General features: G+C 69.3%; 20 protein-coding genes and 2 pseudogenes. 5 read left to right on the top strand and 17 right to left on the bottom strand.

The genetic code is table 11. From position 1 onward, the window contains the following. Positions 1-247: 247 nt before the first annotated feature. From ACZ6ZQ_RS34730 to ACZ6ZQ_RS34745, 4 genes and pseudogenes are all read right to left on the bottom strand, one after another. Positions 248-1,696 (bottom strand): vanadium-dependent haloperoxidase, encoded by a 1,449-nt coding sequence (locus ACZ6ZQ_RS34730; RefSeq protein WP_469772507.1) that lies wholly within the window; start codon positions 1,694-1,696, stop codon positions 248-250. A 342-nt stretch (positions 1,697-2,038) separates the two neighbouring features. Then, positions 2,039-2,134 (bottom strand): annotated as a pseudogene (locus ACZ6ZQ_RS34735) (GNAT family N-acetyltransferase); the annotation flags it as partial. A gap of 156 nt (positions 2,135-2,290) precedes the next feature. Further along, positions 2,291-3,007 carry a VC0807 family protein gene (locus tag ACZ6ZQ_RS34740; RefSeq protein ID WP_469772508.1) on the bottom strand — a complete coding sequence of 239 codons (717 nt, stop codon included), beginning with the start codon at positions 3,005-3,007 and terminating at the stop codon, positions 2,291-2,293. Between the two features lie 263 nt (positions 3,008-3,270). Continuing rightward, complete coding sequence (locus ACZ6ZQ_RS34745) at positions 3,271-5,271, bottom strand: SpoIIE family protein phosphatase (RefSeq protein ID WP_469772509.1); 2,001 nt, start codon at positions 5,269-5,271, stop codon at positions 3,271-3,273. Positions 5,272-5,620: 349 nt separating this feature from the next. Here ACZ6ZQ_RS34745 and ACZ6ZQ_RS34750 point away from each other — a divergent pair, with 349 nt between their 5' ends. Both ACZ6ZQ_RS34750 and ACZ6ZQ_RS34755 read left to right on the top strand, forming a co-directional pair. Further along, positions 5,621-6,187 carry a Chromate resistance protein ChrB gene (locus ACZ6ZQ_RS34750; protein WP_469772510.1) on the top strand — a complete coding sequence of 189 codons (567 nt, stop codon included), beginning with the start codon at positions 5,621-5,623 and terminating at the stop codon, positions 6,185-6,187. Beyond that, a complete protein-coding gene (locus ACZ6ZQ_RS34755; RefSeq protein WP_469772511.1) occupies positions 6,184-7,371 on the top strand; it encodes an MFS transporter in 1,188 nt (395 codons plus the stop codon). Before ACZ6ZQ_RS34750 ends, ACZ6ZQ_RS34755 begins: the two co-directional genes overlap by 4 nt. A gap of 729 nt (positions 7,372-8,100) precedes the next feature. On the opposite strand, the gene ACZ6ZQ_RS34760 is transcribed toward ACZ6ZQ_RS34755, so the two are convergent. From ACZ6ZQ_RS34760 to ACZ6ZQ_RS34790, 7 genes are all read right to left on the bottom strand, one after another. Further along, positions 8,101-8,517 carry a nuclear transport factor 2 family protein gene (locus ACZ6ZQ_RS34760; RefSeq protein ID WP_469772512.1) on the bottom strand — a complete coding sequence of 139 codons (417 nt, stop codon included), beginning with the start codon at positions 8,515-8,517 and terminating at the stop codon, positions 8,101-8,103. Positions 8,518-8,563: 46 nt separating this feature from the next. Continuing rightward, a complete protein-coding gene (locus ACZ6ZQ_RS34765; protein WP_109383692.1) occupies positions 8,564-9,175 on the bottom strand; it encodes an NADPH-dependent F420 reductase in 612 nt (203 codons plus the stop codon). 32 nt (positions 9,176-9,207) lie between these two features. After that, positions 9,208-10,206 (bottom strand): alcohol dehydrogenase catalytic domain-containing protein, encoded by a 999-nt coding sequence (locus ACZ6ZQ_RS34770; protein WP_469772513.1) that lies wholly within the window; start codon positions 10,204-10,206, stop codon positions 9,208-9,210. Positions 10,207-10,326: 120 nt separating this feature from the next. Next, the gene (locus ACZ6ZQ_RS34775) at positions 10,327-11,079 is read right to left on the bottom strand and encodes an SDR family NAD(P)-dependent oxidoreductase (RefSeq protein ID WP_469772514.1); all 753 of its coding nucleotides are present in this window, start codon (positions 11,077-11,079) and stop codon (positions 10,327-10,329) included. A 90-nt stretch (positions 11,080-11,169) separates the two neighbouring features. Further along, a complete protein-coding gene (locus tag ACZ6ZQ_RS34780; RefSeq protein ID WP_469772515.1) occupies positions 11,170-11,601 on the bottom strand; it encodes an Rrf2 family transcriptional regulator in 432 nt (143 codons plus the stop codon). A 295-nt stretch (positions 11,602-11,896) separates the two neighbouring features. Next, positions 11,897-14,023, bottom strand: a complete 2,127-nt coding sequence (locus tag ACZ6ZQ_RS34785; protein WP_469772516.1) for a transposase — start codon at positions 14,021-14,023, stop codon at positions 11,897-11,899. Further along, positions 14,020-14,424 carry a DUF4158 domain-containing protein gene (locus ACZ6ZQ_RS34790; protein WP_469772517.1) on the bottom strand — a complete coding sequence of 135 codons (405 nt, stop codon included), beginning with the start codon at positions 14,422-14,424 and terminating at the stop codon, positions 14,020-14,022. The genes ACZ6ZQ_RS34785 and ACZ6ZQ_RS34790 overlap by 4 nt, the downstream gene beginning before the upstream one ends. A 131-nt stretch (positions 14,425-14,555) precedes the next feature. Here ACZ6ZQ_RS34790 and ACZ6ZQ_RS34795 point away from each other — a divergent pair. Further along, a pseudogene (locus ACZ6ZQ_RS34795) lies at positions 14,556-14,828 on the top strand (helix-turn-helix domain-containing protein); the annotation flags it as partial. 203 nt (positions 14,829-15,031) lie between these two features. On the opposite strand, the gene ACZ6ZQ_RS34800 reads toward ACZ6ZQ_RS34795, so the two are convergent. Next, entirely contained in the window at positions 15,032-15,805 is a 774-nt protein-coding gene (locus tag ACZ6ZQ_RS34800; protein WP_469772518.1) for a YqjF family protein, read from the bottom strand. A 447-nt stretch (positions 15,806-16,252) separates the two neighbouring features. On the opposite strand from ACZ6ZQ_RS34800, the gene ACZ6ZQ_RS34805 reads away from it, so the two are divergent. Further along, positions 16,253-17,455 (top strand): phospholipase D-like domain-containing protein, encoded by a 1,203-nt coding sequence (locus ACZ6ZQ_RS34805; RefSeq protein ID WP_469772519.1) that lies wholly within the window; start codon positions 16,253-16,255, stop codon positions 17,453-17,455. Between the two features lie 91 nt (positions 17,456-17,546). On the opposite strand, the gene ACZ6ZQ_RS34810 is transcribed toward ACZ6ZQ_RS34805, so the two are convergent. From ACZ6ZQ_RS34810 to ACZ6ZQ_RS34825, 4 genes are all read right to left on the bottom strand, one after another. Then, positions 17,547-18,020 carry a VOC family protein gene (locus ACZ6ZQ_RS34810; RefSeq protein WP_469772520.1) on the bottom strand — a complete coding sequence of 158 codons (474 nt, stop codon included), beginning with the start codon at positions 18,018-18,020 and terminating at the stop codon, positions 17,547-17,549. A gap of 129 nt (positions 18,021-18,149) precedes the next feature. Further along, a complete protein-coding gene (locus ACZ6ZQ_RS34815; RefSeq protein WP_469772521.1) occupies positions 18,150-18,524 on the bottom strand; it encodes a hypothetical protein in 375 nt (124 codons plus the stop codon). Positions 18,525-18,630: 106 nt separating this feature from the next. Further along, a complete protein-coding gene (locus ACZ6ZQ_RS34820) occupies positions 18,631-18,927 on the bottom strand; it encodes a GYD domain-containing protein (RefSeq protein WP_469772522.1) in 297 nt (98 codons plus the stop codon). 585 nt (positions 18,928-19,512) lie between these two features. Then, positions 19,513-20,358 (bottom strand): NAD(P)H-binding protein, encoded by an 846-nt coding sequence (locus tag ACZ6ZQ_RS34825; protein ID WP_469772523.1) that lies wholly within the window; start codon positions 20,356-20,358, stop codon positions 19,513-19,515. A gap of 269 nt (positions 20,359-20,627) precedes the next feature. On the opposite strand from ACZ6ZQ_RS34825, the gene ACZ6ZQ_RS34830 reads away from it, so the two are divergent. Continuing rightward, positions 20,628-21,221: a TIGR03086 family metal-binding protein gene (locus tag ACZ6ZQ_RS34830; RefSeq protein ID WP_469772524.1), complete on the top strand. Its 594-nt coding sequence runs from the start codon at positions 20,628-20,630 to the stop codon at positions 21,219-21,221. 33 nt (positions 21,222-21,254) lie between these two features. Here ACZ6ZQ_RS34830 and ACZ6ZQ_RS34835 read toward each other — a convergent pair whose 3' ends face one another. Then, entirely contained in the window at positions 21,255-22,760 is a 1,506-nt protein-coding gene (locus tag ACZ6ZQ_RS34835) for an FAD-binding oxidoreductase (RefSeq protein WP_469772525.1), read from the bottom strand. Between the last annotated feature and the right edge of the window lie 25 nt (positions 22,761-22,785).

Below are 22,785 nucleotides of genomic sequence, written 5' to 3' on the forward strand. Positions count from 1 at the left end.
GCACCACCCCCGCGATCACCCGCCAACCGTCGGGGATCCCACCCGGATCCCGCACCGATCGGCGCCGGCCGGCGCAGTGCCCCGACACCGCCATTCCCACGCTGGTCGTCGCCGTTGTCCGGGGCCTTCTGCTCGACCGCTCGGCCGGCCGGCGATCGCCGCCGCGTCGATCAGGCGCTGGACCGCTTCGCTCAACTCCTGAGGCGGTGAACGCACAAGAGGCCGGAACCACGCCCCGGCGGCGCGCTCAGCGGCACAGCCGCGCCACGAGGTCCAGCTCGTCCGCCCACAGCGCCGGGTCGCGCGGACCGATGTACGGTCGCTGGCCGCGCCGCACCGCGCTGTCGTCCGGGCACGTCGGCTGGAACGGCGGCGTGGCCTGCAGGCGTGGTGAGCCCAGCGGTTGGAAGTAGTGGGTGAGTGTCCAGACGCCGATCCGGTTGCCGGCCCGGCAGCCGGCGGTGTCGGCCGTGCGGGAGTGGATTCCGGCCCAGACGCGGGCGTTGATCATGTCCTCGTTGAACTGGTCGGCGTATTCGTAGTGCCGTGTGGTGCCGGTGATCTCGGAGGGGACGTTGAGGTCGAGGCGTGTGGTCCCGAGGATCCCGGCCAGGGTCTGGGTCACGGCGCCGGCGACGGCGGCGTGACCGCTGATGTAGTCGGGGTGCGGTGGTGTGACGAGCAACGGCTGCCACTGCGGGTCCGCTTCGGTCGCGGGGTTGCCGTCCGTGTCGGCCAGATGAACAGCCGTGATCGGCCGCCAGAATCCGTAGTGGAGTTTGGCGTCCCAAGCGGTGACGACGGCATCGGTCGCCGACGCGTTCCCTGCGACGAACAGCCGCGCTGTCTCGACGATGCCCAGATGGTGCCGGGCGGTGTAGTCCCGGAACGCCTCTTGGAGCTGCACCACCAGACCGCCCCCGAAGAACAGGGCGGTTTCGGTCTGAAGGGCAGTGCGGGACGAGCCGCTCTTCGCCCCCATGAGCTTCACCTCGTTCACGTCCTCGGCGTAACGGGCCGAGGAAAGAGCGGGCGGCTCGCCCGGACGGAACTGATCCGGGGAATTGAGCAGCAGCGGGCGCAGCCTGCCGAGCCAGGTGTCGATGAAGGGCATGTGGGCGGGCGGGGTGGGCCGCCAGACGCCGGGCGCGGGCGAAGCGGTGAACTCCACCGGCTCGAACCGGCCGTCCCCTTCGCGCAGTTCGATGAGATGGTCGGCGGCGCGTTCCCCGAAGGCCACGCCCTGCCGTTTCGCCCTGCCCTCGGGGATCTTGGCGAGCGAATCGGCGTACGCGGCATCGAGCGGGTCCCGGGACGCGGGGAAGTAGGTGAGCAGTACGTGGTGCGCGGCGGTCACGGCCGCTGCCTCGGGGGATGCGGTGGAGGGCCCGTGCGTATGCCACTTGTACGGGGCGTAGCGCCCCTCGATACCGACCACGGCGTTGTAGACGGCGGCCGAGACGAACCCGTGCCAGATGACTGCCTGCCCGGAGGGGCGGGCGACGCCGAGGTTGGTGGAGATGGTGTCGGTGGCGATGGCGTTCCACTCGCGGATCGCCGCGGGGTCCGCCGATGGCGCCGGTTGGCTGCCGTCGGTGGCAATGGCGGTGGGACCGGTCACGGCTGTGGCGGCGAGGAGCAGGAATGATGCGACCGCGCGGACGATGGCCCGTCCGCCCGAACCAGATGTATCCATAACCGAACTAACGGCTCGACGGGTGAACGGGCACCCCGTTTCACCGACGGGAACAGGTACGCCGGAGTGCGTGAGGGAGCCGGGTGCGCCGGGCGCACGCGCCTCTCATGCACCTTGCCCCTGACCGAGCACAAGATCAATGATCGGCTGCCCAAGGGGGGCCCTTTCGCGCGACTCGGGCACCTCCGCCGACCTCGCGAGGCCCGTGGGCCGACGGCAGACCGCCGCTCGGGAGATGGGCCTCCATGGTCGGCGGATCCGTACACCAGCGCGCCATGTCGTCCGGGTCCCCTGAGCCTCCGAGCACGGGGGCTCCGAGGGCGGGAACGACACACCCCGCAGCCGCTTCCCCCGGTACAGGTAGCTCTCCCTCAGCACGCCGTCTCTCGTCATCCCGAGCCGCCGGGCCACGGCGATGCTGGGCTCGTCGGCAGCGGCTCGATCCGGAACAGGCCCTGCCCGCGCACGTTCACTGGTCAGGCGGCCGCTGCCCTCTGATCAGGGGCCGGCTTCAGGTTCAACGACGAGGTCCCGACGGGCAGGAGACCGGTGGCCCGGTTCGCGGGCTGCCCGCCGGGCTACCGGGTTTTCGGCTCAGGGAGTCGCGGCGTGGGCGGCGGCCGCCTCGGCAGCGGCGGCCTCGGCCGCCCGGCGCTCGCCCGCGGCCTGTGAGCGCTTGGCGTACATGGCGGTCCACACGCCCAGCAGGCCGAGCACCCCGTAGATCATGACGGGGCTGACCACCACCATGGTGCTGGTGGGCAGGATGTACGCCAGTGCGATCCGCGCCCCTGCCTCGGCGAGGTACGCCACGCCCCAGACCGTGGTCATCACGTTCATGGTCCGGCGGAAGCCGTCGTACTGCCACAGGCCGTTCCACCAGGCAGTGCTCTCCGGAGTGCCATCGGTGGCGAACTTGCGGCCGAAGTAGAACATCAGCGGCCGCGCGGCGAGCAGGGTGGCCAGGCAGAGCAGCCCGAACAGCCCGGTCACGGCGGAGTCCTTGATCAGCAGGGCGCGGGCGGAGTGCGTGCCGACCAGCGAGACCACGGCCGTGATCACCAGGAAGACCAGGGTGACGACGGCGAACTCGTCGAGCTTGCGGCGCCAGGCCACGTGGACGGCGCTGTCGAGGACAGGCCATGCGCCGCTGACCAGCAGTGCCGAGAATTCGCTCCAACCATGGTCGACGAGCGCGTTGTACGTGAGGATCGGCGCAACGACGTTGAGGCCGATGGTCAGGATCCAGCCGAGTGCGGCGGCGGATCCGGAACGGGCGGGCGGCGCCGGGCGCGCCGGGGCGGTGGACATGCTTCCCCCTGAGAAGTGCCTGATGAGTGCGGTCAAGGGGACGCTAGGGGCACCGCGCGCCCCAGCCAAGAGCCCCACGCCTCAAATGATCACCAAGCTGTCCGGAATCCCTGCTTCCCCGGACCGGACAGGACCGGACCAGGGCCGCTCTTATGGATCACGCCTGTGGAGCCTGGCAGGGCGTCAGTTGGGACGGTCGGCAATACGGAAACCTGTGCCGCTCCGCCCGGCTCGACAGGAGTCGCACGTCGCCCGCCGGCGAACTACGGGCTGCGCGGAGGGGAACGGCGGACACGGGCGAGGACCAGCACTGTGTCGTCGTTCGGTGGATCGGGCAGCAGGCTCGAGAGAATGCGGTCCGCCGTCGCTTCCAGCTGGTCGGACTCCCGGCGCAGTTCATTTCGCACTGCGTCCAGGCCCGCTTCGATGTCCCGGCCGCGTGCCTCGATGAGGCCGTCGGTGTAGAGGGCGAGTACGGCGTCCTCAGGGAGGTCGATCTCGATCGTTCTGAAGGCGTGACCGCCAACCCCGAGGGGGATGCCGAGGACGTCGCTGATCGTCTCGACCGTGCCGTCCGGGTGGCGCACCAGGGGCGGGGGGTGGCCGGCGCTGGCGATGCGGGCGCGCCCGGTGGCGGGGTCGTAGAGGATGTAGAGGCAGGTCGCCATCTCGATTCCCGCCTCCTGGGCACAGGCATCGAGCTCGGCGAGCAGATCGTCGGGTTCCTGGCTGTGCCGGGCAATCGTCTTGGCCGTGATGCGCAGTCGTCCCATGGCCGCGGCGGCCGGCACCCCGTGTCCCATCACGTCACCGACGACCAGGGCGACCCGGTCGCCGGACAGGTTGATCACGTCGTACCAGTCGCCGCCCACCTCGGTGATGCGGCTGCCGGGTACATAGCGGTGGGCAACCTGCACGTAGGGGCTGGTCGCCAGGGCGCTGGGGAGCAGCTCGCGCTGGAGGGTGAGCGCGATGTCCTGGACTCGGCTGTAGAGACGGGCGTTGTCCAGGCAGAGCGCGGCGCGGGAGGCGAGCTCACCGGCCAGGCCGTGGTCCTCGTCGGTGAAGACGGGCCTGGCTGCGGAGCGTCCGAACATGGCGAGGCCCTGGACCGTGCCGCGGGCGACGAGCGGGGCGATGAGGATGCAGTTCAGGCCGCTGTCTCTCAGCAGCTGGGCGCGGGCCTGGTCGATGATTGTCCGGGTCACGAACTCGTCGTTCACCAGTACAGGGACGACGCGGCCCGTGCGCAGCATCTGATGGATCGCGGAACCGGGCGGGTAGGTCACGCTTTCCAGTCCGCTCACCAGTTCAGTGGCGGGTGGGGGCAGGATCGTGCCGGAGGCGATCCGCCGGGTGAACAGCGGCAGATCCGGATCGAACTCGAGGGACTCGTCCATCCACTCCACGAGTTCCACGACGGAGGCGTCGGAGAAGTCGGGAACCGCGGCGTCAACCAGTTCCTGGGCGGTGACGTACACGTCCAGGGTGGTGCCGATCGAGGCCGCGGCCCGGTTCAGCAGAGCCAGCCGCTGACGTCCCGCGCTCACCTCCATGATCGCCTCCTCCCGGTCGGTCACGTCGACCATCAGCCCGCCCAGTCCGGGCCGGCTGCCGACCGCCTGGCTGAGAGGGAAGAAGCTCACCGACCGCACCTGATCACGGTCCGGGTGACCTGGTGTGCGCACACCCACCAGAGCGCCCACCACGGGCTGCCCCTGCTCGGCGACTGCTCGCAGTGTCCGCTGGTACTCACCTCCATCGGACGTGATCATGATGTCTTCCATGCGCCGTCCGAGGTGCTCCTCGATGGGGAGTCCGTCCATGTCGGCGAGCGCCTGGTTGAGGTGGACGTAGCGCAAGCCCTCGTCGAGCATGACCAAGCCGATGGGGCAGGTCTCGAAAAGCGAATCGAGGAACGCCAGATTGGTCTTCACCCGGTCGAGCGCGTCACTTCGGCTGGCCAGGGCCATGACCACGGACGCCCCGTCGGGCCCGGTCATGGGAAAGACCCGGAAGCCGCAGTCGAAGGCCGCGCCGTCCCGATGCCGTGCCCGTAGCCGACCGCGCCAGTACCCCAGGGTGCGGCCCCGCTCCGCCAGCCGGATCGATGCGTCGGCGGCGCCCCGTGGCGGTTCTGCAAGGAGGACGCCGACGGGGTTGGACAGCACCGCCGCGGGGTCGTGCCCGAAGAGGTCCTGCGCGCCGGGCCCCCAGTAGCAGATCCGGTCGTCCTCGTCGATACCGAAGACCGCAACGGGCACGCGTTCCAGCATCGGCCCCGGCTCGGACCAGAACGGACCCGGAGCCTTCTCGCCCCCCGGCCGATCTGATGGCACCGACTATCCCCTTCCGCCCGAGGGCCGCAATGCCTGAGCCCGGCCACGGGACGCCCGGACGCAGCGACGCTCTCTCGTCATCCATTGTGCGGACATCAAGGCGACTCTGTATCGCCAGGACACCCGACCCCTTTCACGCGGTGGGACGGTCGGCACCGGCCGTGCTCGCCACCACCGCCGCCGGCCGTGACGGTGGTGCCGACGAGGGCGACGATCGGGCTGATCCGCGCCCAGCCGGCAGCCCGGTCTTGTAACGCCTGCTACATTCGACTGTGTGACGGATAATGGAGCAGGGATACGGTGGGTTGTCCTCGTCATCAAGCTGCCCGCCGACCCTTCGCGGCACCGGGTGGCGGTCTGGCGTGAGCTGCGCAAGGTCGGCGCGCTCTCGCTGGGCCAGGGAGTGTGGGCTGTGCCGGACGTGCCGGTCTTCGCCGACGGCGTCCACCGGGCGATCGAGCTGACGGAGCGGGCCGAGGGTCAGGTCGTGACGCTGCACGCGTCCGGGCGTGGGCCCGAGGACGCCGCCCGCTTCGAGGCGATGTTCACCGCCGCGCGCTCGGAGGACTGGGCTGAATTCCTCGCGGACTGCGCCAAGTTCGAGGCCGAGATCGCCAAGGAGATCCGGATCGCCAAGTTCACGCTGGCCGAGCTGGAGGAAGAGGAGCAGAGCCTGGAGCGCCTGCGGCGTTGGCACCGTGACCTGATGGCCCGCGACGTCTTCGGCGCCCCCGAGGCGGCCCGGGCCGCCGAGCGCCTCAAGGAGTGCACCGCCGTCTGCGAGGACTACGCGGAGCAGGTCTTCGCCGCCCTGCACCAGAGTGAGGGGGCGGGCGAATGACCGCCGACGGCACCACCGACGCCGGACGAGGCGGGACGATGTGGCCGCTGTACGCGGCCGGGTTCACCACCGCATTCGGCGCACACGGCATCGCAGCCAACCTCGGCGGCTTCTCCGAGGACGCAGTGACCTCCCTGCTGGTCCTGGGCGGGCTGCTCGCCCTGTACGACGGCGCCGAGGTGCTCCTCAAGCCGCTCTTCGGCACGCTCGCCGACAAGATCGGTGCCAAACCCGTGCTGCTGGGCGGGCTGGTCGCCTTCGCCGCCGCCTCCGCGCTGTATGCGGTCGCGGACAGCCCCGGCTGGCTGTGGGCGGCACGCCTCGGTCAGGGCGCGGCCGCGTCGGCGTTCTCGCCCTCGGCCTCCGCGCTGGTCGCCCGGCTCAATCCGGCCGCCAAGCACGGCCGGGCGTTCGGCAGTTACGGCTTCTACAAGTCCATCGGCTACACCCTCGGCCCGCTCCTGGGCGGCGTACTGGTCTGGGCCGGCGGACTGCGCCTCCTCTTCGCCGTCATGGCCGTCCTGGCCACGGCCGTCGCTGCCTGGGCCGTGGCGGCCGTCCCCGCCCTGGCGCCGCTGCCCAAGCCCCGGCAGACCGTGCTCGATCTGGTGCGCCGGCTCACCTCCCGGACCTTCCTCGCCCCCACCGCGGCCCTTGCGGGCGCGACCGCCGCACTCTCCGTCGGTGTCGGCTTCCTGCCCGTCTCGGGGGCCACCGCCGGGCTGGGCACGGTTGCCACCGGTGCAGCCGTCTCGGTCCTCGCCGCCTGCGCTGCCCTCGCCCAGCCACACGCAGGGCGGGCCCTGGACGCCGGTCGCATCACCACGCGCACCGGCCTGGCGGCCGGACTCGCCGTCACCGCCGCAGGTCTCGGCTGTGCCATGATCCCCGGTCTCCTCGGCATCCTGATGGGTGCGGCCCTGATCGGCGCCGGAACCGGCCTGATCACCCCGCTCGGCTTCGCCGCCCTCGCCGCCTCCACCCCTCAGGAACGGCTCGGCCAGACCATGGGATCCGCCGAACTCGGCCGCGAACTCGGCGACGCCGGAGGCCCCCTCCTGGTCGCCGCCGTCGCCACGGCATCCACTCTCACCTACGGATTCGCCGCCCTCGCCGCACTGCTGGCGATCGGTCCGCTCTTCACCCTGGCCGCATACCACCGCACCGCCCCCGCGCGATCGTAGGCATCAGCGATGCGGAATCCCGCTCGGCGGTCCTCAGAAACGATCTCCGCGCACCTGGCCAACCAGCCTGGGCAGTCGGCCCCACCGGCCTACGCGTGCTCGAAGCCGAGGAGGTATCCGCCGACGACGGGCGACGAACCCGTCCGAGGTCGAGCCCGTTCGAGCAGATTCCGAAGTTGCCGCAGAAGCGAGCGGCCACGGTGAGCTGCCGGGCACCCGTCAGCGAATGCCGGTGCGCCCATGCGTCATCCTCCCCTGGAGACGGTCGCCGCACAGCACTTGCACTTCTCGCGTTCGCCGGTGGCATCATTGGGATCTGATTGGATTCGCGCTGCCGTGAACCCCCGGATTGCACGGGTTCATTGGACGCGTCGCCTGCCTGTCGGCAAACGATCGTTTGCGAATACCATTCAGCCGGGCGAGGAGGCCGGAGACCGGCGGAACACGGTGGGGGGCGAAAGTTCGTGGGCGCCGGTCAAGTCCCCAGCGCGGCAGGCCCGGCGGGCGGCACGCTGGTCGACATGGCGACACCGGCCGATGGCCTGGCGACGCTGGGGGACCTGATCGGCAGTCATCGCCGAAGGCCGACCGCCCCAACGTGCTGACCGCAGCGATTGGCCGGGGGCGAGTTCTGCTCTCCGTTTCGGCTTCGGCCGTGTCTCGGCTGACCCTATGCGTACATGCCCGGCCGGGCCGCCCCGGGCCGCGGGGTCCCTGAGTGCCCTCCGCTCAGCCGACGTTGAACGCCTCGGCGACGGTCAGTGTGTCCTCGTACAGGTGCATGCGAACGATTCGGCCGTCCTCGACCGCCAGGTGCATGGCCACCGGTGTGGTGAACTCCTTGCCGGTGGGTGCGGCGGTGTGTGTGAAGACCGCCAGCAGCACCACGTCACCACCGTCGACGATGAAGCGCTCCAGCACGACCTTGCTCTGGCCTTCCGCGAAGTGCGGCCACATGGTGGTGAAGTACGGCGCGACCTCCTCCTGGCGGGTACGGCGCCCGGTCCAGGGCAGTGCGTCACTGCCGGGGACGTGCCAGTCGATCTCCTCGGAGAACAGTTCCTGGATGCCGTCGGGGTCCTGCCTGCCGAGGCGCTCCAGGAACTTCTCGGCCACGGTCCGCGAGGTCTGAGTATCTGTTGCCATCGTCCTTGTCCTTTGTCTCTTCGTCTCTTGAGGTGTCGGTCGGGCCTCAGCCCTGGAACAGGAAGTGCTTGCCGCTCAGCGGCCCGCCGAGCTGCATGAGCGCCCCGCCTTCGCGCAGCGCGCCAAGGTCGACCGGCGCGAACCCGAATTCGGTCAGCAGCCGTGTGAAGGGGGCCTTGGCGCTCTCGTCGTCACCGGCGAGGAAGACGACCTGGTTGCCGTCCTGGTGCCGGGGATCGGGAGCCATATAGGTGGCGAACATGGCGTTGAAGGCTTTGATCAGCGTGACGCCGGGCAGTTGCTGGGCGACCCACTCGCTGCCGGTAAGCGGCGAGACGTCGGCGAAGCCGCGGTAGGGGTCGGACCGGGCGAACTGGTTGGTCATGTCGACCACCACTCGGCCCGTCCAGTCCCCGAGCCGCCGCCCGACCGCGGGGACCGCGCCGAACGGGACGGCGAGCAGGACCAGGTCGGCCGCCGCCGCTTCTTCGAACGTGGCCGCCGAGGCGCCGGGCCCGATGGCGGCGACGGCGTCGCCGAGTGTGCTGGGGCCGCGGCTGTTGCTGACCAGCACCGGGTGCCCGGCGCGTGCCGCGTGGGCGGCCACGGCTTGTGCTGGTGCTCCCGCACCGATGGTGCCGATGGTCTTGAATTCCATGAGGTCACTGCTCCCCTGCGGTCCAGGTTTGGTCAGTTCAGCTTGAGCAATACGGTGCCGGTGCCGCTGGTCCGCGCCGCCGAGATGGCGCTCGGCAGCTCGTCGAGCGGGTAGGCGGCACGAACGGTGAGAAGGTCTGGATGCTGCGCGGCGATCTGGAGGGCGGCTCGCCGATCGGCGGCCCGGACATCCCCAGGGCGGGTTGCCCAGCGCGTGATGCTCACCGCGCGGATCTTCAGTTCCCGCATGAGCAGCTCCAACGTCGAGAGCGTCCACGGCTGCGCGGCTAGATCGCCCCAGACGACCAGCGTCCCACCATCGTCGAGAAAGGGCAGGATCTCCCGTACGAAGGGACCGCCGTGCGCATCGGCGATGACCGGCACCGGCCTCCCGCGGACGGCCCGCTCCAGCTCGCGCTGCCAGCCGCCGCTTCCGGAGACCACGACGGGCACGTCCGGCCAGTTTGTGCGGACCGTTGACGCAGAACGGTCACTGCGGACGATGGCGACAACGAGCCAGCCACGGTCGCGGGCCTGCTCAACGATGAGCTTGCCGACCGCGGACGCGGCCCCCGACACGAGGAGTGGGGAATCGCTCGGCGCTGCCGCGGCGGCCCTCAGCTCATCGACCGCACGGAGCACGTCACGAGAGGTGATGGTGTTGACGAGCAGGACGCTCGCCGTTTCGTCGCTGAGGGAGTCCGGGACGGCTACGGCGGCCTCGGCCGGCACGGTGATGTGCTCGGACCATGCGCCCGGGGCCGGAAAGACCGCTACCCGATCGCCGACACGGAGCGCCGGCACCGATGGACCCACCGCAGTCACCACGCCCGCCGCCTCGGTGCCCAGCCTGCGCCCCGCGGATCCGTCCGGCAGGCCGGTCTCCGTCGCGACCAGATCGCCGCGGTGGACCGGGGAGACGCTGACACGCACTTGGATTTCGCCGGCCCGAGGGGCGGGCGCCTCCGGTCGGTCCTCGATGTGTGCGACGGCTGCCGCATCGCCCGCCCGGTAGTGGACCACGCTCTTCATGACTCACTCCTTGTTGTGTCGAACCTTGTTGTGTCGAAGCCGTTGCCCTGACGACGGTCGCAAGTGCGCGGCTCAGACGCCCTGGAGCGTCGAATGCGTCCCGCGTCGCCGGTTTGGCGCCTAGAGCTGTGTGGCGCCGCCGTCGACGAGCAGTTCCGCGCCGGTGGTGAAACTGCTTTGGTCGCCGGCCAGGTAGAGGGCGGTGGCGGCGACCTCGTCGGGATGGCCGGCGCGGCCGAGCGGGGTCGGTGGGGCGGGCTCGCCCGCGGTGGGCCGATCGCCGTGCGGGAAAGCGGCGAGAAGCTCGTCCAGGCCCGGGGTCTCGACAGGACCGGGGGTGAGGGCGTTGACACGGATTCCGCGGCCGGCCAGTTCCGCGGCCCAGGTGCGGGCGAGGCTGCGGATCGCGGCCTTGGTGGCGGCGTAGACGCCCAGGCCCGGGGCGGCCCGCAGGGCCGCGCTGGAGGAGAGCAGCATCACCGAGGCGCCGGCCGTCAGCAGCGGCAGCGCCTTTTGGACAGTGAAGACCGTGCCCTTGAGATTGATCGAGGCAGTGCGGTCGTACTCCTCCTCGGTGATCGCGCCGAGCGGGGCGTAGTCCCCGACCCCGGCGTTGGCCACCACGATGTCCAGGCGGCCGCTGCGGTTCGCGATCTCGGCGAAGAGCCGGTCGAGGTCGCCGAGGTCCGAGGCATCGCCCTGGATGGCGATACCGCGGGCGCCGACCTGCGCGACGGCGGCGTCCAGCGCGGCCTTGCGGCGACCGGTCAGGTAGACGGTCGCGCCCTCGGCGGCGAAACGGCGGGCGATCGCCAGGCCGATGCCGCTGGAGGCGCCGGTGACGAGGGCGGTCTTGTCGTCCAGTTGTCCCATGAGACTCTCCAATTTCTCGATGTAACCATTTTGGTTACATCGGCACTCGCGGAATGCGACCCTCGATCAGGGGAAGTGCGCGGTCCGAGGTCAGGCGGCTTTCAAGACGTCCCGCAGCACGTCCTCCAGCGTGGTCTTGGCCAGCTCCCTGCACAGGGCGGCCTCCACATCGTCGTACACGGCGGCCATCGTCGGCCCGATGCCGTGGCCCACGACGCACTCAGGGTCCGGTGCCGCGCGATGCAGGGCGAAGACCGGTCCCGGTTCGATCGCCTGGTAGACGTCGAGCAGGGTGATCGCCGCCAGGTCCCGCGCGAGCATCCAGCCCGCCCCCGCACCCCGCCGTGAATCGGCCAGGCCGGCCTTGCGCAGCTCGCCCAGCAGGCGGCGGATCACCACCGGGTTGGTGTTGACGCTCGTCGCGATCTGCTCGGATGTGGCGACCTCGTGGCCACGCCGCTGATACAGCCCGATCCATGTCAAGGTGTGCGCCGCGATGGTCAGCCTACTGTTGGCGCTCACGCCGGACTCCACCTTCCTCACCCCTCGGGTCTAGTCGTAACTATACTTGTTACAACCCTGTGCGGCAAGTCCTGCGGGGCTGGCCGGGCCGGCCTCGTCAAGGAGCACGCCACCCGCGAGCACACCATCGCCGAGTTCTTCTCCGTCAGCCGGGCCACCGTCCATCGAGTCCTGGCACGCACCCAGGGCCAGCACCAAACAGAAGCCGAACGGCGGTAGGGCCCCGCCAACCTACCGGCGGGTCAGGTGTCCCCTGGTGTCTGAGCCAGTGGGACTCCAGGGCCGACTCTCCTGGTCATGCCGCCTGGCCGTAGCCGTCCGGGGCGGGCGGGTCGTTGCCTCGGAGCGGGCTGAAGTCGACTTCCAGGTGCGGGTCGTACGCCTCGGGCTGGATGCCGAGTTCGTGGGTGGAGTACTCGCCGAAGCGGCGGATGTGCTCGGTCAAGTACGGCGAGATGTGGGCGAGGTCCTCAGGGGCGATGATGTAGCCCTCCTCCTGGAGCTGGCGCACGATCTTGGCGATGTCCAGGGCGTTGTGGAAGATCACCGCGTTCGTGAGCAGGGCGTTGAACTTCACGGTCTTCTCCTGCTCGACGGGGTCGTTGTCGGTGATGACGCCGCCGTTGCCGAAGCCGATCCACTGGGAGAAGCCGTTGAATGCTTCGACCTTGTTTGTGGCGGCGGTCACCCGCCGGCGCAGCGGGGCGTCCGAGAGGTAGCGCAGCAGCTGGACGGTGCGGATGACGCGGCCGACCTCGCGGAAGGCCGTGTATGTCGCGTTCTTGCGTGAGCCCGCCCGCAGGCGCCGCAGCAGCAGCGTGGAGGAGATGGCGCCCTCGCGCACGGAGACGGCCACCCGCATCAGGTGCCGGAACTGGGACTCGATCAGGTCGAAGTCGATGACGTTGCGGCCCGGCTCCCCGAACAGGGCGTCGATGTGCACGTACTCGGCTCTCTTCGTGGGCCGGTAGAAGGTCAGGTCCTTCCAGTTCCTGATCCTGGGCATCAGGTCGAAGCCCAGCAGGTGCGCGAGCGCGAAGACAGGGAAGCTCTGGCCCTGCGTATCCGCGTGCACGGTGGTCGGTTTCAGCTCGGAGGTGTTCTTGAGCAGGCCCTCGATGATGTAGACGGCCTCCCACACCCCGCACGGGATGAAGTGCGTGAACAGCGCGATGTAGGTGTCGGAGATGTGGTGGTAGGCGATGCCGCCCGGTTTGCCGTACCGCACGGACGTCTCAGACAGCAGATTGTTGAGGTAGGTGTCCATGTGGGTGCCGTCCGCGGCGACCGAGGAGCCGTCGCCCCACGCCTGGGAGATGTCCAGGCGGGCGTGCGCATTGACCAGGTCGGCGATCGCCTCGTTGAGCGTCGGGATGGAGAAGTGCCGGTTCGCGGCCAGCGACAGCTCGTGTCCGGTGACGCCGGGGATGTGGCGGGCGGCCTCGTAGGGGCCCATGTTGGTGCCCTTCACGAAGGTAGTGATGACGTACCGGCCGAAGGGGTCCTTCAGCTTCGGCTCGTTGCCGGAGGCGGGGCCGACCTCCACCAGGTAGTCGCCCAGCTTCGCCTCGACGTCCTCCCACGGCAGGAGTTGCTCGCTCCAGTCGGCGTACTCCTCCGACCCGGCCACCGCGACGTCACCGGTGCGCAGTTCCTCAGCGAGCGCGGCGAACACCATCGCCTCGAAGTGCTTGCGCACGAAGACACCGGGCCGGTTCTTGTCCCGTACGGCCTTCTGCCAGTTCAGCGTGGCGAAGGAGATGTCGACCGGGCGGCCGTCCTCGTGCCGCTCCGGGATGTAGTCGCGGGAGGTCTTGTACCGGCGGGCGTGCGCGAGCGCGTTCAGGACGCGGTTGTCCTCGGAGGTTGCCCGCAGCTCCAGGCGGCTGGTCAGGTCGTACATCGTGGAGCGGTCCTTGAGCAGGTGCCCGTACAGCAGCACCTCCCAGTAGTTGCCGTGGTGGGCTGCGACCTTCTCGATCTGCTCGTACTGGCCCGCGAACCCGCCGAAGTCGTCCACCGCCGCCGCGGGCACTCCCAGGGCGCCGGCCTGCACGCGCAGGGCCTGCACCATCATGTTCAGGGCGGGCCCGAGCCCTTCGCCGAGCCGCGCGGCGACGGAGTCGGCCTTCGTGTCCTGGTCGAGTTCCCCGACCGCCGACAGGATCTCGGCCGTCATGACAGCCGCCTTCTCCCGGGCGGCCTGGACGGGACTGTCGGCGTCGATGTGCTGGAGCACGGTGCGGTAGTTCCCGATCAACACCTCAACGATGGCCTGCTGTTGCTCCCGGATGCTCTCCAGCTCCGCCTTGGCCCGCTTGACCTGCAACGCGACCCGCTTGCAGAACATCGTGGTGAGGTCGTCGCGGGCCCGCATCCGCGCCTTGTGCACGAGACACACCATCAGCGCGAGCCGCTTCACCCGCCGGGCGGTTCTTCCGAGACGGCCTCGCTCCGCATCACCGCCTCGGCGATCTTCCGGGCCCTCGCCTTGTCGTACGACAGGCCCGTGCGCTGCCGTACGGCGGTCCGCTGCCGCTCCGCCGTACGGTTCGCGGCTCCCGGCATGGTGCCCTCCGGCAGGTCCAACGCCCGGCGGACGAAGTCGACGACCGTGTCGGGGATCTCGTCCAGCTTCGGGAAGCACCCCATTCGCTGGTACGAATTCAACATCAGCATCTGGGCCAGCAGATGCTCATCGCAGTCGGTACGGGTAGTAGCCCACTCGACCTCGTCACGGCTCGGCGCGAAGAACAGATGCAGCTCATGCGCGGTGATCAGCCGCTTGAACCGCGGATACGCGGTCCTCTCGATCGAGGTCACAACCCACCCCGCCCCGGACGACATCCAACGTCACCACCAACGACGCCGAGCCGAACGGGTGACGGGCGGACCCGCTCAGGCGGTCAAGATCATCCCGTGGCGGGTTTCTGGCGTATCTGGGTCATGCCCCAATGAGCGGTCGCACGTTCAGCCGCCGCTTCCGCGAACAGATGGGCACCACTCCTCTGCAGTGGCTGCTGCGGGCCCGCGTACGGCGTGCGCAATACCTCCTGGAGAACAGCGACCATCCCATCGAACGCATCGCCCACCAGGCCGGATTCGGATCAGCGACAGCCTTTCGGGAACGCTTCCGCCGAGTCGTGGGCACCACCCCGCAGGCGTACCGCTCCGCCTTCAACGCTCGCCGGTCCCCGCAGCCACTCGCCACACCGGCGAACGCGTAACCGCAACGGCAAGACGGGCAGCGCCGCGGCCAACCCGGCCGCCTCGGCCGCTATGGCTGCAGGGGGCGTGTCCATGCCCGGCAGTGCATTCGCCACCCCGGCGACACCGCACGCCGACACCCTGACCAGGTGCATCAGCAGCTTGTCACCAGCATCCGCATCCCCTGACCCGACCCTGCGCCCCCACCCTCGAGCATTGCTCGTCAGGGGGTGGGGATGCCGCCGGGGCGGCGGGCCGGGCGCCCGAATTCCACGGGGACTCCCGGCGAGTACAGCACGCTCACGGGTTCACCGACCGGCCGGGGCAGTCCTGCCGCGGCCACGAGGTCCTCGTCGCACTCGAGGAGGTCGGCGCGGTGCAGCGGCCAGCGCGGGTGGGTGTTCGGGAGGTACAGCGGCCGGCCGATGAAGGCGCTGTGCATGCCCCAGCGGGCGGTCAGGAAGTGCTCGAGCTCGGTGGGGTCCTGGACGCGTTCGCCGACCCGTACGGCGATCCTGCTGTGCGCGCCCCGAGGTCCGGGCCAGCGTCGGGTGCTGGTGTACGTGATGGTGGTGCCGTCGTAGCGGATGGCCATCCGCGACCAGAGGTACGGGAGCCGGAAGGCGGTTCGCCCTACCGCCACCGGTATGAGGCGGGAGGCGTCGAGCGAGCGGAAGACCACGCCGCGGCGCCCGTGCGCATCCACCGAGTAGAGGCGGACGTTGGTCTCGGGGAACGTGCCCAGGTAGGGGATGCCGGGGAGGCGGAACCATCCGACGCGGTGCATCCGGAAGGCGACGAGGCCGACGTACGTCGCCCCGTTCAGGGTGTCCGGGACGGTCCCGGTCGGCAGCAGCGGAGCGACGTCCGCAGGGTCGGCGGCCCAGTGGATGAAGGCCAGGTCGAGCCAGGACTGGGTGAGCAGAGGGCTTGCTGCAGAGTGGGGCGGATCAGCCGTTATGGGTTCCGGTTCCGGGGCGAGTGGTGTGAGGGACACGGGGCAAGGATTCCAGAGCCACCATTGCAGCCGGGCCCCGCCCCCTCCGACCGCACCGCTCCTCGCCGGTGAGGGTGCGAATTCGCCGTCACGAAGCAACGGTTGACCGGCCTCGCGGTGTGGCGAGGCTCAGGCCGGGGACGGACTCGCGGTGCGGGGGCGGGCAGGCTAACGCCCAGTGGCCGACGAGGGTGATACGGAAGCCGCTCCTGATGTCGTCGAGGCCGCCGGCGGAGCTGACAATCGCCTTGCTTCGCGAGCCATACTTCGCGCTGTCCTCGGCAGGGTGTGCGCGGCCGAGGCGTTGGCGTGCCCGTGCCCCAGGCCGCGCTCAAGTGATCTGAGTCACCTGGACCCGACACGACTTCGCCGGGCCTCGTGGCGGCGGGGCCATCGGCAAGGGCTATCGTGCACCTGCTCACAGCAGGAAACGATCAGTGTCGAGGAGTGAGAGACATCAGACGTATATGGGCGACGGCCCTGTTCACAGGGTCCCTTCTGGCTGCGCTTCTGGTCCCGTCCCCCACCGCGTTGGCGGCGGACACGGGCCCCGCACTCACCACGGGTGCGGTCTTCAACAACCCCCTCGGCACCCCCGCTGAACAGGATGCGGTCAAGAACCACATCATCAAGGCGATCGACGACACCCAGAGCGGCCGTACGCTGCGCGCCGCCATGTACGCCCTGACCGACACCGGGTACAGCGACGCGCTCGGACGCGCTCACGAGCGTGGGGTTCAGGTGCGTGTCGTCCTGGACCACTCCTACTCCACCTCCACGGCCGCGACACAGCTCAAGTCCGCCCTCGGTACGGACATGACCCAGGCGTCCTGGGTGCACATCTGTCCCGCGGACCGCGCGTGCATCGCCGACGCGACGTTCAACGCCGCCAAGAACCACATCAACCACAACAAGTTCTTCCTCTTCTCCCGGGTGGGCGACCCGGGAGTTGCCGAGGACGTGGTGATCCAGACATCCGCCAACCAGACCGCCGCGAACACCTCCCGGTTCTGGAACAACGCCTATACGTCCGTGGGCAACACCGAGCTCTACACGGCGTACACGGGGTACTTCAACGACCTCGCCGCCGAGAACCGCAATGCGGACTACTTCCGGCAGGGAGCCACCGCCGGGGGCGAGAAGTACTACTTCTTCCCGCAGAGCAGCGGCGACCTCATCGTCGACGTGCTGAACAACGTGTCATGCACGGGTAATACGACGGTCGGGTCCGCCTCCCACAAGACCGTCATCCGCGTCGCTGCCTACGCCTTCTACCGCGAGGAGGTGGCCACCAAGCTGCGGGCGCTGGCCGATCAGGACTGCTGGGTCGAGGTCGTCTACAACGAGACCGATGAGCTGACGGCCCTCGGCAACCATGCACGGATCAAGCCGTACAAACTCCATCTCGACAACGGTACGCCCACGAGCGAGGGGGACGACCTCTTCGTCCACTCCAAGTACCTTCTGGTCGAGGGTAATTACGCCGGGCACCCGGACACCAAGTGGACCTTCACCGGATCCCACAACCTCGACGTCTCCTCCCTGCGGGAGAACGACGAGGCCCTCCTGCGCGTCGAGGGCGCCGCGACCCACGACGCTTACCGCAGCAACTTCCTCGCCATGCGCTCCGTGGCTACCCTGACCGGCTGACCTGGCTCGTAGGGGCGGGCCCGGCAGGGGTCCGCCCCTTGCGTCGATCAGGCTGGTCACTGCCGCCGCAGCCTGGGAAGCAGACGGGGTGTCAACGGCCGGGGGCCCTCTTCCTGACCTCCTGGAGCACCCAGCCGTTGCCGTCCGGGTCACTGAAGGTGGCGTAGGAACCGTAGTCGGCACGGGCGGGGTGCGGGCCGGCCAGCCGCCCCTCGTCCCCGGCGGGATGGACGACCTCTCCCGCGTCGTGGCCGTGGTGGAAAAGCCCTCCGGCATCGTGGAACACCTCGCTCACCTCGATGCCGCGGCCGATGAGCTCTGCACGGGCCTCCTCGATGTCGAAGACGATGAGGTACAGGCCCTGGACCGAGCCGGGCACGGCGGAGGTGACCCCCTTACCGAAGATGATCGAGCCCTCGGAGCCGGGCGGTGTGAACTGCACACACCGGTAGTCCTCACTGGCGACGTTGTCGATATCCATCCGGAATCCCGCCGCCTCGTAGAAACTCTTGGCCCGATCGACGTCGGAAACGGGCAGCACGATGACTTCGAGTTTCAGGTCCATACGGATACCTTTCGTTCTTGACATCGGTGAATCTCGCGTCCCGTGCGTCACCGGTTCAACGTGCGGCGGTCCTTGCAGGGGGCAGCGCCCACGGCTGTCCCGACCCGCCGCCCCGACCACCGCGGTGGCTCAGCGATCGGAGTAGCTGAAGTCGCCGACGGTCCAGCCGCTGACGTCCTTGATCGCGACGCGGTACATCCCTCCCGTCTCGGGGATCCCGATGTTGCCTTGCAGGATCCGGGCGACGTGGAAGTGCAGATGCGTGGGCGGCCCGACACGGTCAGGCCGGTCCCTCGTCCGGTCGGCGGTGAAGACGCCGGAGAACGGGCCGAGGCGGTCCGAGTCCCTCAGGACCTCCGCCACACGCTGCCTCCACACGGCTTCGGGAGCCAGCCGTCCGGTGATGACAGCGCCGCCGGTGACCACGGTCATGGACATCTGATTGCTCTGCTCGGTCTCCACCATGGCGGCGACGTCAACAAGCAGCTCGTCAGCGTTCGACATGAAAGCCGATTCTATTCGTCGGCACGCCGGCCGGGTCCGGGTGACTGCGAACTCTCGTCGACCGGGCCACGCCGGTCGAGGCCGCCTGCCGCAGTCGGCGAGGTCCTCAGCCAGTGGCCTTGGCGATGATGCGGTCCATTTCCTCCCGGCCGAAGGCCCTCAGGGTCGTGGTACGGACGTTGCCCACACCACCGAGCTGCAGGAGCGCCGCAGTGGCGGTCTCGTCGTCGGGCGCCTCGACGACGGCGACGAGGTCGTACGCACCGACGGTCCAGTAAATATTCAGGAGCTTCGCCCCGAGTTTCTGCGCCGCTGCGGCGAAGGCCTCGGCGCGCTGCGCAGTGTCCTTGTAGGCCCGCATCCCCTGATCGGTCCAGTTCAGCAGCGTGACATACGTCGGCATCCGTCTTTCACCCCTGTGAGGAGACGCAACTCTTCGTGGGGCCAATTCTGGACATCATGGCCGTAACCCTGCCCGAGATGCGCATCAGAACGGGTGATACGAGCGATCAGCTCGGACACCAGGGAACAAGTAACCTACCGGTCGGTTTCAGGGATTCGCGGCGGCGGTCTGTCGAGGCCGTCACATCACACCGGGGCATGAGCTGTCACGTTGTATGCGGCCCCAGATTCGTTCCAGCAGGCGCAGCTGAACGGCTGACTGGTTCAGCTGGGAGGCATGAAAGCTCTCCGGTGCCGAGTCACGAAGCATCTCGCACATGCCGGCGAGACAGCTGAACGCATCTCTCATCTCCACGGTTGCGGTCGTGAGCCATGCGCTGAGTTCTTCAGGGTCCGGTGTGGGCACGTTGTGTGCGGCGTCCGTGAGAGCTCTGGCCGCGTCAGCAAGTGACGGCGCACCAGCGGCTGGGCCATGTCCTGCTTCCGCTCGGACAGCCTGCGCAGAGACGGTCTGCGCAGGCACGGTCCGCGCGGAAGCAGGACGGGCGGATTCCCGTCCGGTCACGTCAGGTCCCGTCAGGTCACGTCACTTGAAGGCTGCGATGTTGCGTTCCGCCCACTCACCGAAGGTGCGGGGCGGGCGGCCGAGGAGCTGCTCGACGTCGGGGCTCACCCGCTGCTCGGTGGCCAGCGGCTCGCCGAGGATGTCGAGAGTCCCGTCCACGACGGTCTCGGGCATGAACTGCAGCATGTGGGTGCGCGCCTGCTCCCGGGTGAATTCGGTGAACTGCACCGGAGTCCCCAGTGCGTCACCGAGCGCCTCGGCCTGCCCGCGCGGGGAGATCGGTGCCGGTCCGGTCAGTTCGTAAGTGCGGCCGGCGTGGCCATGTTCCCGCAGGGTCACGGCCGCGACGTCGGCGATGTCGGCGGGGTCGACGACCGGCAGCGCGATGTCCCCGAACGGCGCGACGACGGTCCGTTCCGCGCGGACCGACTCGGCCCAGGCGAACGCGTTGGAGGCGAAGCCTCCCGGCCGCAGCAACGTCCAGTCGAGGCCGGACTCTTGGACGGCCTCCTCGAATGCGCGGAGGGGGCCGTGCGAGAGGACCTCGGGCCGTGTCCCGACGATCTGCGACGAGAGCAGGACGACCCGTCGCACGCCACTGGACGCCGCGACGTCGAGCAGCTTGCTCGGACTCCCGCCGGACACGAGGAGCGGCCCGGCGAGGAGGATGAACAGGGCTTCGGCCCCGTCGAGCCCGGGCCGCAGGCTCTCGGGATGCGCCAGGTCGGCTTGGTGGTGTCGTACGCCCTGCGGGGCCTCGAAGCTCAGTGGGCGCCGTGAGACGGCTGTCACCTGTTCGCCGGCCGAGGCGAGTGACGCGATGAGCGGTCGGCCCACGTTCCCGGTCGCTCCCGTAACTACGATCATGAACAGCTCCCATAACCGGTGGTCATCGTGGCAATTCCTGCAGTCGAGGCGGCGCTGTCGTTGCGGGACGTCGTCGGGCCTCTGTCCTCTGCGTTCACTGCGCTCTGTGTGTCCTCTGCTGCGATTCGGGACGCTAGCATCCTTCGTATAGTAGGTACCTAGAGGAAAGCGACTTCCCGGCGGCGTCATGGCGTCCGGCTTTCAGGACTGATCGCCCTTCCCCCGTAAACAGGCCGGAGGATGACCGGTTTGACCTGAAGACTGAAGCCATGACTGAAGCGAAGACCGAAGCCATGAGCGATCCGCGTCTCGGCCTCACCAAGGCCATCGACCTCGCAGGACGCACCGTCGCCGCCGTACGGCCCGACCAGTACGACGGGTCCACGCCCTGTCCCGAGTACACCGTGCGTGACCTCTGCAACCACCTCGTCTCCGTCCTGCGCAGGGTGGCCGTGATCGGCGGCGGCGGCGACTTCTTCAGCGTTCCGCACTTCGCCGAGGACGTGACCGACGGCGAGTGGCCGGCCGCGTGGGCCGCCGCCGCCAAGGACGTCGAGGCCGTCTGGTCCGATCCCGCTGTCCTCGGACGGCAGATCGGCCTGCCCTGGGGCCCGGTGCCGGGTGCGGCGGCCGCGGTGATCTACACCAACGAGTTCGTCCTGCACACCTGGGACGTGGCCACCGCGATCGGCCAGAGCCCCGAATGGGACCCTGAGGTCCTCGCGGCGCCGCTGGCCTCCATGCACCGTGCCGTCCCGGCCGAGCCGCGTGGCGGCCAGGTGCCTTTCGGCCCGGTCGTGGAGGTGCCCGGCGATGCCCCGGACATCGACCGGCTCGTCGGCTGGTACGGCCGCCGCCCGTGACGGTGTGGGGGACGAAGTCCCCCACACCCCCGTTCAGATGCCCTGGGCGAACGTGAAGAAGCGGTTGGGGTCGTACTTGGCCTTGACCGTCGCCAGCCGTGAGTAGTTCTCGGCGTAGTACGACTGCTTCCAGTCCCGCAGCGCCGGGTCCATCCAGTTCTGGTAGCTCTCGCCGTTCGACAGCGGGTCGATCGTGGCGAATCCGTTGTCCACCCAGCGTGTCGCGACCGCCCGGTTCTCGGCCGTGTTCTGCGCCGGATCGTTGATCAGGACGCGGTAGTTGACGGAGAACAGGGCGTCGCGGTGGACGTACGCCGTGTCGGTGCGGGCCGGGTCGTTGGCCGCTCCCCCGAACATGTGCAGATCGAGATAGCGCGCCTGGCCCGCCCTGCGGTCGGCGTCGAAGGCCGACATCACGTCCGACCAGCCACTGTGGCTGAGCGGTTCGCTCCCCAGACGGGTTCGCTCCAGGCCGAACGCGGGTCTGGGGAGTACGCCCTGGGGATTCTTCTCGGACCGCCGGCACTGCTCCTGGGTCAGGTTGCCGCACCCGAAGACCATCATCATCAGTGCCTGATACGTCATGACGGCGTCCTGACGTTGCTGGGGCGCGCCTGTCAGTGCGATCAACCGGGCAGCTTCCGTGGCGAGTTCGGCAGGAGTGCCGCGCGAGGCGAGCATGACGTTCGTCTGGGGCACCGTGCCCGGCGCCGCATCGGGCTGGACCACGTACGCACCGCCGCCGATGGTGCGCGGTGCGTCCAGGAGCCACCGGGCAACGCCGTCCAGGACGTCGACCGTGCCGTCGTAGGGGAAGGCCAGCATGGTGACAGCCATCTGGTCACCGGTGTGCGGGGTGACCGTGAACCTGGTGACGACGCCGAAGTTTCCGCCGCCACCACCGCGTATCGCCCAGTACAGATCGCTGTTCTGCCGTGGCGACGCGGTGACGATCCGCCCGTCGGCCAGGACCACCTCGGCCGAGGTCACGGCGTCACAGGCCATCCCGAGAGGACGCGTCAGCAGGCCGAAGCCGCCGCCCTGCAGGAAGCCGCCGGCCGCGACCGTGGGGCAGCCGCCCTCGCTGACCACCAGTCCGTGCGGAGCGAGTGTGTTGAGGATGTCGACGTTCTGCGCGCCGGGGCCGATCCGCACCGAGCCCTCCCCGACCGTCACGGCGTTCAGCCGCGAGACGTCGACGATCAGGCCGGGGGTGGTCGAGTACCCCCCGTAGCTGTGCCCGCCACTGCGTACCGCGGCGGGCAGACAGTTGTCCTGTGCGAAGCGAAGCGCGACGGACACGTCGGCCGAGCTGACGCAGTAGGCGACGGCCTGGGGGTTCGTGGCGTCGAACTGCGCCAGTTCGAGCTGCCTGGCGACGGTGTACGCCTCGTCGGACGGCAGCACGAGCGGTCCTTCGAGGTTGCGCTCGAGCTGGTCCCAGCGGATTCCCCCTCCCGCGAGGACGGGGGTGGACGGCAGCACGGTGAGGCCTACGGCGAATGTTCCCGCGCCGAGGAGCGTTCTTCGAGTGATCACACGTTGTCCCAAGATCGGAGTAGCT

It is taken from the genome of Streptomyces sp. NPDC053673, from assembly GCF_055585225.1.

Coding starts and splice junctions, on each gene's coding strand:
- ACZ6ZQ_RS34760 (WP_469772512.1), bottom strand. CDS start 8,517: ATGGCAACAGATACTCAGACCTCGCGGACCGTGGCCGAGAAGTTCCTG.
- ACZ6ZQ_RS34770 (WP_469772513.1), bottom strand. CDS start 10,206: ATGAAGAGCGTGGTCCACTACCGGGCGGGCGATGCGGCAGCCGTCGCA.
- ACZ6ZQ_RS34775 (WP_469772514.1), bottom strand. CDS start 11,079: ATGGGACAACTGGACGACAAGACCGCCCTCGTCACCGGCGCCTCCAGC.
- ACZ6ZQ_RS34815 (WP_469772521.1), bottom strand. CDS start 18,524: ATGTCGAACGCTGACGAGCTGCTTGTTGACGTCGCCGCCATGGTGGAG.
- ACZ6ZQ_RS34765 (WP_109383692.1), bottom strand. CDS start 9,175: ATGGAATTCAAGACCATCGGCACCATCGGTGCGGGAGCACCAGCACAA.
- ACZ6ZQ_RS34730 (WP_469772507.1), bottom strand. CDS start 1,696: ATGGATACATCTGGTTCGGGCGGACGGGCCATCGTCCGCGCGGTCGCA.
- ACZ6ZQ_RS34820 (WP_469772522.1), bottom strand. CDS start 18,927: ATGCCGACGTATGTCACGCTGCTGAACTGGACCGATCAGGGGATGCGG.
- ACZ6ZQ_RS34830 (WP_469772524.1), top strand. CDS start 20,628: ATGACTGAAGCGAAGACCGAAGCCATGAGCGATCCGCGTCTCGGCCTC.
- ACZ6ZQ_RS34810 (WP_469772520.1), bottom strand. CDS start 18,020: ATGGACCTGAAACTCGAAGTCATCGTGCTGCCCGTTTCCGACGTCGAT.
- ACZ6ZQ_RS34755 (WP_469772511.1), top strand. CDS start 6,184: ATGACCGCCGACGGCACCACCGACGCCGGACGAGGCGGGACGATGTGG.
- ACZ6ZQ_RS34740 (WP_469772508.1), bottom strand. CDS start 3,007: ATGTCCACCGCCCCGGCGCGCCCGGCGCCGCCCGCCCGTTCCGGATCC.
- ACZ6ZQ_RS34825 (WP_469772523.1), bottom strand. CDS start 20,358: ATGATCGTAGTTACGGGAGCGACCGGGAACGTGGGCCGACCGCTCATC.